At 59.5% G+C, this 14,253-nt stretch carries 10 protein-coding genes; 3 read left to right on the top strand and 7 right to left on the bottom strand.

The features are described from left to right. Nucleotides 1-357: 357 nt before the first annotated feature. Nucleotides 358-1,860, top strand: a complete 1,503-nt coding sequence (amaB, locus tag RBB77_RS03930; RefSeq protein ID WP_353064877.1) for an L-piperidine-6-carboxylate dehydrogenase — start codon at nucleotides 358-360, stop codon at nucleotides 1,858-1,860. 11 nt (nucleotides 1,861-1,871) lie between these two features. On the opposite strand, the gene RBB77_RS03925 is transcribed toward amaB, so the two are convergent. Next, on the bottom strand, nucleotides 1,872-2,351 hold the full coding sequence (locus RBB77_RS03925; RefSeq protein WP_353064876.1) for a hypothetical protein: 480 nt from the start codon (nucleotides 2,349-2,351) through the stop codon (nucleotides 1,872-1,874). Between the two features lie 189 nt (nucleotides 2,352-2,540). Here RBB77_RS03925 and RBB77_RS03920 point away from each other — a divergent pair, with 189 nt between their 5' ends. Next, nucleotides 2,541-3,521 (top strand): VOC family protein, encoded by a 981-nt coding sequence (locus RBB77_RS03920; RefSeq protein ID WP_353064875.1) that lies wholly within the window; start codon nucleotides 2,541-2,543, stop codon nucleotides 3,519-3,521. Between the two features lie 50 nt (nucleotides 3,522-3,571). Here RBB77_RS03920 and RBB77_RS03915 read toward each other — a convergent pair whose 3' ends face one another. Then, nucleotides 3,572-5,062, bottom strand: coding sequence for a M20/M25/M40 family metallo-hydrolase (locus RBB77_RS03915; protein WP_353064874.1), 1,491 nt, complete (start codon nucleotides 5,060-5,062; stop codon nucleotides 3,572-3,574). 158 nt (nucleotides 5,063-5,220) lie between these two features. On the opposite strand from RBB77_RS03915, the gene RBB77_RS03910 reads away from it, so the two are divergent. Beyond that, a complete protein-coding gene (locus RBB77_RS03910; protein ID WP_353064873.1) occupies nucleotides 5,221-6,663 on the top strand; it encodes an alpha-amylase family glycosyl hydrolase in 1,443 nt (480 codons plus the stop codon). On the opposite strand, the gene RBB77_RS03905 is transcribed toward RBB77_RS03910, so the two are convergent. From RBB77_RS03905 to RBB77_RS03885, 5 genes are all read right to left on the bottom strand, one after another. Next, a complete protein-coding gene (locus RBB77_RS03905) occupies nucleotides 6,660-7,556 on the bottom strand; it encodes a DUF4097 family beta strand repeat-containing protein (protein WP_353064872.1) in 897 nt (298 codons plus the stop codon). The genes RBB77_RS03910 and RBB77_RS03905 overlap by 4 nt on opposite strands. A gap of 175 nt (nucleotides 7,557-7,731) precedes the next feature. Then, complete coding sequence (locus RBB77_RS03900) at nucleotides 7,732-8,934, bottom strand: glycosyltransferase (protein WP_353064871.1); 1,203 nt, start codon at nucleotides 8,932-8,934, stop codon at nucleotides 7,732-7,734. Nucleotides 8,935-9,048: 114 nt separating this feature from the next. Next, nucleotides 9,049-10,221 (bottom strand): PHP domain-containing protein, encoded by a 1,173-nt coding sequence (locus tag RBB77_RS03895; protein WP_353064870.1) that lies wholly within the window; start codon nucleotides 10,219-10,221, stop codon nucleotides 9,049-9,051. A 247-nt stretch (nucleotides 10,222-10,468) separates the two neighbouring features. Next, nucleotides 10,469-11,953 carry a DUF3300 domain-containing protein gene (locus RBB77_RS03890; protein WP_353064869.1) on the bottom strand — a complete coding sequence of 495 codons (1,485 nt, stop codon included), beginning with the start codon at nucleotides 11,951-11,953 and terminating at the stop codon, nucleotides 10,469-10,471. A 160-nt stretch (nucleotides 11,954-12,113) separates the two neighbouring features. After that, entirely contained in the window at nucleotides 12,114-14,210 is a 2,097-nt protein-coding gene (locus tag RBB77_RS03885) for a PP2C family protein-serine/threonine phosphatase (protein WP_353064868.1), read from the bottom strand. Nucleotides 14,211-14,253 lie beyond the last annotated feature (43 nt).

Here is a 14,253-nt window from a genome sequence, read left to right as displayed (position 1 = left end):
TCATATAACTGTCTAACCGGATAAATGGTTGTCAATCCCCTCAGTCGCGAAAACCCGCGTCAATCCAGCGCATTCGCGTGGCGTATTAGTTCCCCTCCAATCGCTATACTGGTATCAGAGTTGGAAAAGCCCCGATCTAATTGGGGCTTTTTCTATTGCAAACCCGTAACCCCTTTGCTTGGACGAATTTGCATATAAGCCCTTTGTTATGACGATTTTGCGAGGCGACGTCGGTTTTAAACTACTGATTCAAAGGTATTTACGCGAATCATATAGGGGGGGTACCCCCCTGCCGGCAACTTGCCACCCTTGACCCGAACCAACTACGCTAGCCCACGAGAACAATCCAGACAAACCATGACGATCAGAAAAGAAGTCGAAGCCATCCTCGCGCACCTCGGAGTCCCCGCCACCACCGGCAACCTCACCGTCCGCACCCCCATCACCGGCGAGGTCATCGCCCAGATCGCCACCATCACGCCCGAGGCCGCCAACAAAGCCATCGCCCAGGCCCACGCCGCCTACCTCGAGTGGCGCAACGTCCCCGCCCCCAAACGCGGCGAACTGATCCGCCTCCTCGGCGAAGAGCTCCGCACCAACCTCGAACCCCTCGGCCGCCTAGTCACCATCGAAACCGGCAAGCTCCTCTCCGAAGGCCACGGCGAAGTCCAGGAGATGATCGACATCTGCACCTACGCCGCCGGTCTTTCCCGCCAGCTAGCCGGACTCACCGTCCCCTCCGAGCGCGCCAAGCACCGCATGATGGAGACCTGGCACCCCCTCGGCGTCGTCGGCATCATCTCCGCCTTCAACTTCCCCGTCGCCGTCTGGAGCTGGAACGCCGCGCTCGCCCTCGTCTCGGGTGACGCCGTCGTCTGGAAGCCCAGCGAAAAAACTCCCCTCACCGCCCTCGCCACCCAGGCCATCTTCGAGCGAGCCGCGAAAAAGTTTGGCGGCGTTCCCACAGGCCTCGCCACTCTCCTCATCGGCGACGCCAAGGTAGGCGAGCAACTCGTCGACAGCCCGCTCATCCCCCTCGTCTCCGCCACCGGATCGACCGCCATGGGCCGCGCCGTAGCCCCGAAGCTCGCCGCACGCTTCGCCAAAGCCATCCTAGAGCTAGGTGGCAACAACGCAGCCATCGTCGCCCCCACCGCCGACCTCGACCTGACCCTCCGCGCCATCGCCTTCTCCGCCATGGGCACCGCAGGCCAGCGCTGCACGACGCTCCGCCGCCTCATCGTCCACGCTGATGTCTACGACAAGCTCATTCCACAGCTCAAAAAGGTCTACGGCTCCGTCGTCATCGGCGACCCCGGCGCACAAGGCACCCTCGTAGGCCCGCTCATCGACGAGCGCTCCTACAACGCCATGCAGAAGTCCCTCGAAGAGGCCCGCACCTCCGGAGCAGCCGTCACCGGCGGAGACCGAGTCCCCACCACGAACGACGAAGCCTTCTATGTCCGCCCCGCCCTCGTCGAGATCGGCTCCCAGACCGACACCGTCAAGCGCGAAACCTTCGCCCCCATCCTCTACGTCCTCAAATACTCCGACTTCGCCGACGCCCTCGCCCTCCACAACGACGTTCCCCAGGGCCTCTCCTCGTCGATCTTCACCATGAACCTTCGCGAAGCCGAGCTCTTCCTCTCCGCCACCGGCTCCGACTGCGGCATCGCCAACGTCAACATCGGAACCTCGGGCGCAGAGATCGGCGGAGCCTTCGGCGGCGAAAAAGAAACCGGCGGAGGACGCGAGTCCGGCTCCGACGCATGGAAGCAGTACATGCGCCGCGCCACCAACACCATCAACTACGGTACCGACCTGCCCCTCGCACAAGGAGTCAGCTTCGACATCGACTAAACGTGCTGAACCTAGGCCGCAAGCCCCAGCGTAGAGTTGACCGTAGCCAGCGCCGCCTTCTCCTCATCGGAGACCAGAGTCCCTCCGAAGCCGAGAAAGCCGCCTTCCTTGGTCGCCTCCGCGGTCGCCTTCGCAACTCCGGCCAGCCACTGCTTCAACTCGGTCGCTTCTTCCGGCGTAGCCTTCTGCGCCAGCAGATCCGAAGTCCGCTTCAGGATCTCGGTAGCCGCACCCTGCACCTGTGCAGGGGTGGCTCCAGCCGGAGGCTTGGGGATCGACATCTTCTGCGTCAGATCTGAAGCAAGATCCTTCAGTAGAGGCGTCTGCGCAGTCGAAGCAGCGGTCAAAATCATCTTGCCCGCAGCGGTCGACTCCTGAACGAGGCCAATCGGTCCGCTCGGGCTGGCCGCCACCACCAGAATGCTTGCCATAAACGGAGAGGAACGCAGGAGGTCCCACTCATCAACGCTGAAATCAGCTCGTGTGCTCATATGTCCAGTCTTCCGCCCCATCGCATCGCGTGCATCGCCGACGAGGGCTCTTGGGATTCGGACAGCAAAAAGATTGGCCCACCAATCACTGCCGAACTTCGAGGCTATCGAGCCTGCCCTGCCCTGTCAATCGAAGCACCATGAATTTTCAAGAGAACACAGGCCTCAGCCCACACTGAGACATGTACGATGACTCCGACGAAAGGACCGCAACTCCAGATGAATCGAAGCAAGCGACTAGCAGCAATCTGCACAATCCTCTTCACCTGCGCGCTGACCATCCAGGCTCAAACCGCACCAACTCGTCCCAAGATACTCGGCATCTCGCACGTCGGCTTCTTCGTCTCAGATCTACCCAGAGCCCTTGAGTTCTGGCACGGCCTCCTCGGCTACGACGAATCCGCTGAACACAAGAATCCAGATGGCTCCATCACTAACGCTATCCTCAAGATCAACGACCACCAGTTCGTCGAGCTCTTGAACCTGCAGCCACGCGCAGGCTCCGGCCGCCTGGGTCACATCGCCTTCACCGTCTCCAGCGCCGAACGGATGCGCCGCTACCTCATCTCCCGTGGCGTCCAAGTCGCCTCACCGGTTCTCAAAAATGTAACAACCGGCGACCTCACTCTGACGATCAAAGATCCAGACGGCAATCTCGTCGAATTCGACGAGCCGCAACCAGACGGTCTCGAAGCTCGCACCGCCGGCAAGTCTCTTCCTGCCACGAACATCTCCGACTCCATCTACCATCTCGGCTTTCTCGTCGGCAACAGCGAGAAGTCCATCAAGTTCTACGGCGATCTTCTCGGCTTCCACGAGTTCTGGCGTGGCAGCTCCAACGGCACGCAGCTAAGCTGGATCGACATGCAGGTGCCCGACGGCAAAGACTACGTAGAGTTCATGCTCTACCGCGATCTTCCGCCACCCGACAAACGCGGCGGCCAGGAGCACATCTCCCTCCTCGTGCCCGACGTGGCAAAGTCCATCAGTACCCTCGAATCTCGCCGCGCCTTCCAAACCTACGGCAAACCAATAGCTCCTCACACCGGCGTCAACGGCAAACGCCAGGTCAATCTCTTCGATCCCGACGGCACACGAGTCGAACTCATGGAGTCAGAAACGGCAAATGGCAAGCCAGTACCACCGTCCACCGCTCCGCCACCGAACTAAACAAAAATGGCTGTAGCGGAGCGTCCACTACAGCCATTCGCTTCTAAAAACTACTTCGCAGCAGCAGCATTCTTCCCAGCCAGCCGCCCATCCATATCGGCCAGCACATACGTCACTACCGCCAACATCGCAGCGTTCTTCCGGAACTCCTTCGGATCGACCTTATCCAAGGTATCCGCATCCGTATGGTGCCAGTCGAAGTAGTGCTGATCGTCAGTCCGCGGAGCCAGCGCAGGCACTCCATCATCAGTCAGCGGCTCGATATCCGATCCACCCCCACCCGGCAGCACCCGATCCGCACCAATCGGTCCCAGCAGAGAAGCGATATCCTGCAACGCAGCATACGACTGCTGCTGATCCGGCGGGAGTTTATTCAGATCAAACGGCGCCGCACCCGGCATCATCGACTCGAACCCACCGTACCCCATCCCCAACGGCTTCTCCGCCCCTTCATCCATCTCAATCGCCGCGACTTGATCCTTAATCTTCTCGCCGACCATCTTGCGATAAGCTACTCCGCCCGCTCCGCCATTCTCTTCATTCACCCAAAACACCAGGCGAATCGTCCGTTTCGGCTTCAGTCCCAGCTTGTGAATCAGCGTAACCGCCTGGAACGCCCCCATGATTCCCGATCCATCGTCCTGCGCGCCTTGCCCAACATCCCACGAATCGATATGGCCGCCAATCACCACCACCTGCTCAGGATGCTCACTTCCCACAATCTCGCCGATCACATTACCGGCCTTCACCTCCGGTTCCATATGCGCATCCATCTGCAGATGCACCTTCACCGGTCCTTCCTTGCACAACCGCTCGATCATTAGCGCATCTTCCACCGAGATCGCAGCCGCCGGAATCTTCGGCACCTTCTCGTCATACCGCAGCGCACCCGTATGCGGCGTCTGCATCGCGAGGCCCGTCGCCGAACGCACCAACACCCCAACAGCGCCCTTCGCCGCAGCCTTCGACGGTCCGAGTCCGCGATACATCACATTGAACCCATAACCATGCCAGCCAGGATTGAACACCACAATCTTTCCCTTCACCTGCTCCGCAGACATCGCATCCAGCGCAGCAAAGCTCGGCACAAACACCACCTCCGCTGTGATCCCTTCCTTCGGCGTACCCACGCTCATCCCCAGCCCCAGCATATGCAGCGGCTTCGTCACGGGAGCGACAATCGCACCCGACTCGCTCCCCCTCACCCAATGGGGCACCATAACCGGCTGCACCGTCACATTCTGCAACCCAGCCTTGCGCATCAACTCCGCGCCCCACTCCACCGCAGTGTTCAGCTGTGGCGATCCGCTCAGCCTCTTGCCGATGTGGTCGCATAGGTAGGTCAGCGCAACATATCCATCGTCCTCGGTCTCAGACGCCTTCAGAATTCGATCTGCATCTACGCGATACTTTGCAGCCAGGGGCCCCGCAAAAGCCTGCATTGAAACCGGCGGCGGAGTATCTGGTGCGCCCATCTGAGCCAACCCCGTCTGAACAAACAACAACGCAGCCCCCACACCAAAAGCGGCAATACCTCTCATGTGCAAATCTCCTTTTTCGCTGGATCGGATTCATTGACCATAAAACCTCGCCTCTCCAAACACAAGGAATGAGCAAATTTATGCGCGACGAGCCCATCTCATACTCCGCTCATCCGTCGTCATCCCCATGTCTCGGGTAGCATCACAATAACGAACGCATGATCAACCTCCGTCGAACGCCCCTCATTCTCTCCCTCTGCATTCTGACCGCGACCATTCCCTCGGCTCGATCCCAAACCCTCGCGCGACCCGGCTGGGTAGGCTCTGGCATCACCACCGATATCTGGTGGAAGCGAGCCATCATCTACGAGGTGAACCCCGCCAACTTCAACCCCACCGGTAGCAGCGATCTGCACGGCGTCAGCCAACGCCTCGACTACATTCACTCCCTCGGCGCCGACGCCATCCTCCTCACCCCGCTCCAACCCGACGCGACCCACGCACAGGAGATCGCCCCAGGCCTCGGCACCCTGGACGACTTCGATGATCTTCTCCGAGAAGCCAGCAGCCGCCATCTCCGCGTCCTCCTTGATCTCGACCCCGCGATCCCCGCCGCCGACCTGCCCAACGTCGCGCGCTTCTGGCTCAACCGCGGCATCGCCGGCTTCCACGTCTCCGGCACCAATGACGCTGCCCGTACCCAGGCCGCAACTCTTCGCACCGCGAACACCAGCTATCTGGGCCAGCGAATCATCATCGCTGACGCCGACCCCAACCTGACCGCAGCCTCACAGCCTCAGCCGAGGGCACAACCAGCGTCACGCGGTCGTCATCATGCGCACGCCCGCTCACAACGAAAGCCACCCACTGGCGCCACAGCCCCCGCCTTCACGGTGCTGGATACCCAATCCCCACAACTCCTCCTCGACAACAGTCTCGCCGCCACCACGACCCTCAACGCCGCCGTGATCCGCCCCATCATCGAACGTCTCCAGGACATCCAGCAAGCCGGACACAGCCTGCCTCTTCTCGCCACTGACGGCCCCACCTTCACTCGCAGCATGAGCCGCTACGCCGACGGCCAACACGATCTCGCCATCGCCAAGCTCGTAGCTACCCTGCTCTTCACCACTCGCGCCGAGTCACTCCTCTACTACGGCCAGGAACTGGGTGTGCGTGCGTCGTCCGCATCAGCCGCGACGACTCCGCTCATCATTTGGGACGCCCCACCACCGCCCGCAAAGGGCCAGCTCATTTCCCCACCTGAACCTTCAGCCCTAGATACCACACCGAATGAAGCTCTTGAGGATGCGAACCCCAACTCTCTCCTAAACTGGTACCGCCAGCTCAGCGCCCTCCATCACGGCAACGCCACTTTGGCCACCGGCGCCAGCCTCACCATCAACCGCGACGACCAGAACGTTCTCGTCCTCGTCCGCAAGGCAAAAGTCGTCTCTGCCGGCTCCCCCGTTCTGGTCCTGTTATTCAACCTCACCGCACGACCTGTCCAACTCTCTCTAAAGAGCGACCTAACAAAACTCGGCCTTCGCGGCAGCTTCCTCCGCACCATCCTGCGCTCAGACGAGGCTATGGGGACCATGCATCTCGACGAGATGACACTCGCGCCTTACTGCGCCTACGTAGGCGAACTACGCTACTAGAGGGTCGTAATACTGACGTTTCCGTCAGATGCGTGAATGCTGAACGGAACTCCGCCACTATTCAAATGCCCATGCAGATGATGGCCGCTAGACTCTCCGCTGTTGTAGTGGTCCATCGTAAGCGGGAGCGTGCAAATAAGGTGTCCATCCCCGGTAGCTACATCCACGTCTGCAGAGAGAGTCTGCGGCAGCCGGATCGAAACTCGTCCATCAGAACTCTCAATCGATGAAGCAGCGGTCAGCTGCGAACCAGGAGCAAGCGTAAAGTCAAGGCTACCATCGCTCGTCTCAAGCCGAACCATCGTGAACTGCCCATCGATCTTCATATTGCCGTCCGAGCCTCGCGCATCAAGCGTGCCGACAACGTTATGCAGGCTGATGCTGCCGTCCGAAGCAACCAGGTACACATCGCCTTGAATGTCATCAAGCGACACCGCTCCGTCGCCAGAATGAACCTGAAAACTGCCGGTCAGGTCTCGCGCAGACAGATTACCGTCCGCCACTCGGGCATCAAGATTCAGCTTCCTCGGAGTCTCCACCGTCACCTTCGTCCTTCTGCTCTCATTCCATTGAATGCGGATGCCAGCACGAGGCTTCTCATCGATCCTGAAAGAAACATGATCCCCTTCCTGGCGCTCCTCGATGGAATACTCACTTAGATTCCGAGTGGACACCACATGGACTCTGATCTCCTTGCACTCGCCGCAGGAGCGGATCTCAAGACCGCTATCGCCTGTCTCCACTGTGAGTGAAGCACTCCCGCCGCTCACGGCATATACCTTCTGCCAATCCTTGTCGGAGCTCTGAGCAAGCGCAGCCGAAGATGCAAAAGAAAGAGCAACCGCCGCAACCAAAGCGGCGGATCCTGTTGAGCTATTTCCTAAAAACGACATAGTGATCTCCTGTTTGCAAGGGTTGGCGAAGGTTGTTACGCAAAAGAAACCCGACAGGTTCCACGATCCTGGATAAATCGACCCGAGCCGATCAAAAACGACTTTCCTATGCTCTTCTTCGCGAACGTGCGCCCGGACGGAGATAAATAATTGCTTCCGTCATCGTCGAAACCCACTACGCCAGCTCGCCGACTTTCAACTCAGCCCCGCGCACCCGTAGCGCCGTCTCATAGCCTGCATAGACCCGGTCGAACACCGCGTCCCAGCTACACCCCAACGCATACTGCCGTGCCTTCAGCCGCATTCCTTCCAGCCGTTGCCGATCTCTCACCAACTCCGCGACCGCGACCGCAAAATGATCATCATTAGTTACAAATCCAGTCTCGCCATCCCGCACGATAAACTTCGGTCCACCGTCAGGGGTCACCACCGCCGGCACCCCGCTTGCAAGCGCTTCCAGGACTACATTTCCAAACGTGTCCGTATGCGACGGAAACACTAGAACATCCATATTCGCGTATGCCTGTGCCAGCGCAGCTCCCCGGAGCACCCCGGCAAACTCCGCATCCGCCAACTCCCGCCGCAGCTCTGTTTCGTCGCTCCCATGTCCGACAATCAGAAACCTCACTCCGTCCACTCCCGCCACCGCGAGTTCCTTCTGCACCCGCGCCAGCAGGTTCACATTCTTCTCAATCGAAAGCCTCCCCACATACCCCAGCACCACCGTCGACTCACCCGCCTCGCGTGTCCTGTGCAAGGGCGAAAACCACTCCGTATCCACACCTCGCTGCATAAGGTAGCAGGGTCTTCCTGTCGTTCTCTCCAGCATCTGGCAAAGCTCTTCATTCGGCGCAAACAAAACCTTCGCCAACCGATAGAACCGCGACGCTGCCCACAAGGCCCCCGCCTCCACCCCGCGCTCAGTAGTCGCACCCGCCTGCTCCGACATCCTTCCCGTCAGCCAGCCCATCCGTCGCGCTGCGTACTCATGAACATTCGTATGCCACGACGCAGCCAGCGGAATCCCCATCTCCCACGCAAAGTACGCGCCAAAGATCCCCAACTCACTCGGCCCTGTGATGTGGATCACATCCGCCCGAAACCGCTCCAACTGCCGTCGAATCGCTCTGCCGTGTCGCCAGAACAGCGTGTCGAACTCAAGATCCTTTTCCATTCGCACCGACGTACGACTGCGCCCCAGCTCCAACGTCCTCAGTTCGTCCCGTTGTTCGAAAGCCTCCGCCCGCCCGCCCGCACGCACGCAAAGAAACGGCAGCCCTTGCCGCCCCGCATAGGCCACAAAGTTGCGACTCGTATGCGCCACCCCGTTCACTTCATGGAAGGAGTCCGGAAAGTAGGCAACCCGCGGCACCCGCATCGCTCTAGACTACCCCGCGCGCTTCTCCTGCGGAAACAAGTATCTCCGCAATCGAACGAAGAGATTAAATCGGACCAAAAAACGGTCACACATCGATTCTGCTGACTTCGCTCCTCAGGCATCCAGCTTTGCCAGTGTGGTCTGCATCTCGACGCTGTCGTTCCACGCCATCCTAAGGCCACCCGACAACGGCGCTGCGCCCATCAACCTCACCATCGACAGAACCGCCTGTATCGGGCGCGGCGCATAGCCCTTGGGCCAAAGCTCAGACACGGGACGAATCTCTCCGTTGGCGTCCGGATGATAGACCCGCTGATCCCAGCGGCGCGAGCCCTCCGGAAAGTGCGGGTAGTTGCGGATCGCATCCAATGTCGACTGCAGAATCCGGTGCTTCCACGGCTCGGCATACTGCGGCATAAAGAGTACATGGCTCTGCCGCTCACGTCGCACCTCGTGTACGAACTCAGTGAAGCTCCCCGCCCGCGTCAGGTTCACATTCGCATTCGGTTCCACACCGTGCCGATCGCCGCCACTGATCACAAGCTGATTCCATTTCCCAGCCAGAGTCGCCGCCTCGCGGTTCTCTTTCCAGTCACGCAAACCGTTCAGCTCGAGCGCGTGCACATATTGCCCATACAGCGCCAGAAACTCGTTCACCAGAACGTCGTGCTTCTCCTTGCCCACCCGATAAAGGTCCCACAGCGGATGATTGAAAATCACAAGGACGCCCGGAATCTCATCAAGTTCAGCCAGAACTTCCCGCAGCAGCTCAGGCTCACGAGTCGCCACCGGAAGCGCAGTAAACGCAGCGAGACGCTCCATCCATGCCGCGCCCGTCGCGCTTGGCAGATTGTGAACGCCGATATGAAACGCCGTGTTGCCAAAAGGCACCGTCCACTCAACCGACACCGGAATATGCCGTGACGAAGGCACCGATCGCAGCAGCATCGGCGCATTGATGTCATCGTGATCGGTGATCGAAACAAGAGCCTGCATCTGCAGCTTCTCTTCGATCTGCCGCCGCTCCAGGTCAAACGCGAGACTTGGTGTCAGCGGAGGAGTCCAGTAGCCTCGGGCATAGTTCAGGTCAATGCTCTGCCGCCGCTTGCACCGTCGTTCTGCCCACCGCATCACCGGCTGCAGCACGCTCCAGTCCTTGGACATCTCCGAGATGAAATCCAACGTCTCTTTTGACTGGTTCGTGTGACTATGCAGCGAGACCCCGGTTTCAAACCCCTTCGCCGCCTCCGGTTCCCGCCACAGGTACGAAACACTCGACTGGCTCATCGGGTCACCCCCAGGTTCTCAGGCTGCTTACGAGTGCAGTATGGGTTCCAAATGTGACGAGGGTGTAACTGCACCAACAATGCAGCTTCAAAATCCGTAAACCTATTATCTACAATGATTCCCCGAAGGTTGTAGGTCTCATTCGATCGCCAGAATCGGGCAAGTCAGTGCCACACACTCCGATTGCGAGCCAGCGGCGCGGTGGGTACGAAGCCCCCTCGTCTCAAGGCTCCTAAACACAGACAATCTAGTTAGGCTTGCCGTTCGACCCTCGGTTCGATGGTGGCCGCGACCCCGACGACTGCCCCCCTGAGGGCCGAGACTGTTGCGCTGGCCTGCTCTGGTTCGTAGGACGAGATTGCGGACTAGGACGGCTCTGCGTAGGACGCGGTTGTTGCGTAGGACGATTCGGTTGCGCCGGCCGCGTAGTTGGACGGGGCTGCGGTGTCGGTCTTCCACCCTGCCCCGGCTGCGGTGTCGGTCTTCCGCCCTGTCCAGGCTGCGACGGACGACCTCCGCCCTGACCACCTCCTGGTCGATTTCCATTTCCCGGCTTTCCAGGATTTCCCGGACCTGTCCCCGGGCGATTTCCGTTCCCAGGAGTTCCCGGTCTGTTTCCGTTTCCCGGAGTTCCAGGTTTATTCCCATTCCCCGGACCGGTTCCCGGGCGATTTCCATTCCCAGGAGTTCCTGGACGGTTCCCGTTTCCCGGCCCACCCGGTCGATATCCCGGAGTCCCAGGACGCGACCCTCCCGGTTGCCCACCCGGACGCCCATTGTTTGGACCACCCGGCGATCCTCCGGGACGGCCCGGACGGTAACCCGGCTGACCATAGCCAGGACGGCTGTACCCCGGCCGATTCGCCGACATCGGCGGCCGGTAGTTCGGCGGACGATATCCCCAGTTGCCGCCATATCCTGGACGGTTGCCATATGGCACCGGCCGTGGACGATAGTACGGCCGCGGCGGATAGTACCCACCATGCCATCCACCCCAAGGGCCATGGTTGTAGTAGATGCTGCGCCCACCCCAGTTCCATCCCCAGCCACCCCAACCCCAAGGCTGGTTGTTCACCAGCAGCGCACCAATCCCGATCCCCACCCCAAAGCCAATCAGCGAAGCCGCCACCACACTACTGGTGCTCGGCGCCACGTAAACGACCGTCGGATTATATTGCGGCACATACACCACCTGCGGATTCGCCGGCTGAATCACATAGATCGGTTGTCCCGAACTCTGCTGCACCTCAACCTGTTGCTGCGGCGTGCTGCGCAACGTTCCTGCCGCGTAGGCCTGCGAACGCAGCCGCTGAATCGACGCCACCACCTCCTGCTGATTCGAAGAGACGGCCGTCCCAAGCGCAGCGTAGTCGTCGATATTCTCGGCCATCATCTCGATCACGGAAGGAAAGTTGGTGAGCGCGATAAAAGCCGGGTCGAAACCCTGCTTCTGCGCCGCATCCGTCAACGCCGTTCCGCTCAGGCCCTTATTCAGCGCCAGCCAGTTATCGACATCAAGAATCTCCTGAGGATTCGTCGAAGCCGTTGTAATCTGCGCCAGCAATGAGTCGGGATAGAGCGCTATCGGCGCGAGCAACTGATCGAGCTCCGCAGGCGTAGGAGGCGGTGGCGGCGCAGCGGCCGCTTGAGCCAGAAGCATCGCCCCAAAGCTCTGAAACATCAACACTACGACAAGAAAGAGTGCGGCAAGGACACTTGGTTTCCGTTGCATGCAAGACCTCAAAAAAAGATGGGTGCCGCGAACGATCTAACTACTTTCGAGCGTGCCAGAACGAGAATCCTATCAGAAGGCGTGACTTGACAGCCTCCCACGCAAGACTCAGACCATCGACTCTCTCGATGTCATCCTTCTGACACACCTTCCAAGATCATTACAGACGAGCAGTCCGAGTCATATAGATCACGCTAACGTCATCCTCCTGTCCAAACTCCTGCGCAGCACTCGCAATCTCCGCAGCGGTACCTGCCGTCTCTAAAAGTTTTGCCACCCGCTCGAATCCAAATAGCCGCTTATTCGCGTCGGTGGCCTCGACAACACCGTCCGAAATCAACACCAGCGTGTCGCCCTCAACCAGTTGAAATCGCATGACGGAAGGCTCTGCGCCATCGACCATCCCAAGCGGCAAAGCCCCCTCCATCGCAATCGCCTCTTTGTTTCGATACGGAGGCACATGCCCGGCATTGGCCAACACCACTTCGCCGTCTTTTGCGATGGTGAGCGCAAGGCAGGTAGCCTGAGCCTGGCTACGGCCTAATAGTCTCTTATTCAAAGTACGAAGGATCAGATCCGGATCCGTACAAACCTCAGCCGCCGTCCGAATCGCCCCAACCAGCAGCGCCACCAGCATGCCAGCCTTCAAACCTTTGCCGGTTACGTCACCGGCAACGATCAGCAAGCTTCCATCTGCTCCATTCGGAATGATCTGAAAGAAGTCTCCACCCACCTCGCGCGCAGGCCGGTACTCGCTCTCGATCACAAGGCCCGGCAATACCAGCCGTGACTCTGGCAGGACTACCTGCTGCACCTCCTGTGCCTGCTTCACGTCGAGTGCCATCAAACGCTGCCGTTCCAATGACCGTAACAACCGCCGGAGCAAAAGCAACGTGAGAGTCACTACCAGGGCAACATCTATGACTTGCCACATCGTGAAGCCCACGCCATAGGGGTACCAAAAGAAAGGAACGTTCAAACTAACCAACTCGGGTGCCCAAAGCCCAACCCCGAAGAGGATCACGGCGGGCAAGACCAGCCAGCCCTCGACGCCCTGTCGTCGAATCCCCTGAACAACGATCCAGATCAGAGTTGAGAATAAGAGTAGCCGAGAAATAACATCCGCGACGTAGAAGGCGGCTGTAACCGAGGTGGGTGCGGAAATAACCGATGTCGGTCCGGCATATAAGGTCGCAATCAGATTCAGCGCTGCCAAACCAAACACTGCGAACCGTAACCAGGCAGGTCGGGGCCGCCCAAACCAAACCCACCAGACCATCAGCCATCCGGCATAGATCAGTGAATTAAGAACATCAGTCATCCAGGTCCACGTGATGCCGTTGAGGTCGATCCAGCTCACCGCACTATGCAGCGCTTCAACGACCGCTCGGAGGAGAAATACACTTCCAATCCAGAGATAGACCGAGTCGGAGCGGTCAACCAATCTAAGACTGAATAGCAGCAGCGCCAGCGCGACGAATCCGACAGCGAAGGCGGCATTGGATCCAGTCGAAAGTACCCGTGCCAGCCAATCTAACTTGTACACATCCCAAACGGCGTCCTCACTGCCTAATACGGGCGCGGTGTGAAAACCACCCGCATCGGATGAGCCGACCAGAGTCGTGGGGTCCATCCACATCCGAAAGGCAAGCACAAGGGAGGTTGCGGGTGTGCCGGAGATCCCCACCTGTGGCAAAGAGTCCTGCGGGATAGAAAAGAACATCGGCTTGGCAACGCCGACTGTCGGCGTCTTTCCGCTAAAGTCGCCGAAACTGCCTATCAGTGCGCCGTTGGCGAAAAGCTGGTAACCATCGTCCACAGCGGGGGGCCCGGCAAGAGCCACTCGCGTCTCGGGCGGTTCAATCAGGCCAACGTGTATGCGATACCACGCGTAACCCGCATACCCTGGATGTCCTCTCACAGTCCAGCCCGGCACTGAGTTTGGCGATCCAACTATTGAAGGAGGCGTTCCCGGCTTGTGCCTGAGATTCACCGTCTCCCACTGCGAATCGTCAAATCCAGGCTCCGCCCAAAGTGGCTTACCCGTCACAGGATCAAGCGGCGAATCGCCAATCTGAAACTTCCACGGCCCGTACAACGGCACCTTGGCTCGGCCCAAAGAGATGCTCGCAACATCGTCTCGCTCAGTCGGTGGATTCATCGGATGATGCCGAGATGCACTGATCTCGGCCGAAGCCGTGACGGCGAGAGCCCACATCGCTGAAAGGCAGATCAAGGTGCGGAATGAACGAATCAACTATGACCTCGTTCGAAGTGCAGACACTGCACGCACTATACCA

Source organism: Tunturibacter psychrotolerans (assembly GCF_040359615.1).
Taxonomy (GTDB): Bacteria; Acidobacteriota; Terriglobia; order Terriglobales; family Acidobacteriaceae; genus Edaphobacter; species Edaphobacter psychrotolerans.
The sequence above is the reverse complement of the archived record's forward strand: the minus strand, read 5'-3'. Positions and strand labels throughout refer to the sequence as shown.

What these genes read in the sequence shown, in the direction of transcription:
- amaB (WP_353064877.1), top strand. Translation starts at nt 358, where the DNA reads ATGACGATCAGAAAAGAAGTCGAAGCCATCCTCGCGCACCTCGGAGTC.
- RBB77_RS03925 (WP_353064876.1), bottom strand. Translation starts at nt 2,351, where the DNA reads ATGAGCACACGAGCTGATTTCAGCGTTGATGAGTGGGACCTCCTGCGT.
- RBB77_RS03920 (WP_353064875.1), top strand. Translation starts at nt 2,541, where the DNA reads ATGACTCCGACGAAAGGACCGCAACTCCAGATGAATCGAAGCAAGCGA.
- RBB77_RS03915 (WP_353064874.1), bottom strand. Translation starts at nt 5,062, where the DNA reads ATGAGAGGTATTGCCGCTTTTGGTGTGGGGGCTGCGTTGTTGTTTGTT.
- RBB77_RS03910 (WP_353064873.1), top strand. Translation starts at nt 5,221, where the DNA reads ATGATCAACCTCCGTCGAACGCCCCTCATTCTCTCCCTCTGCATTCTG.
- RBB77_RS03905 (WP_353064872.1), bottom strand. Translation starts at nt 7,556, where the DNA reads ATGTCGTTTTTAGGAAATAGCTCAACAGGATCCGCCGCTTTGGTTGCG.
- RBB77_RS03900 (WP_353064871.1), bottom strand. Translation starts at nt 8,934, where the DNA reads ATGCGGGTGCCGCGGGTTGCCTACTTTCCGGACTCCTTCCATGAAGTG.
- RBB77_RS03895 (WP_353064870.1), bottom strand. Translation starts at nt 10,221, where the DNA reads ATGAGCCAGTCGAGTGTTTCGTACCTGTGGCGGGAACCGGAGGCGGCG.
- RBB77_RS03890 (WP_353064869.1), bottom strand. Translation starts at nt 11,953, where the DNA reads ATGCAACGGAAACCAAGTGTCCTTGCCGCACTCTTTCTTGTCGTAGTG.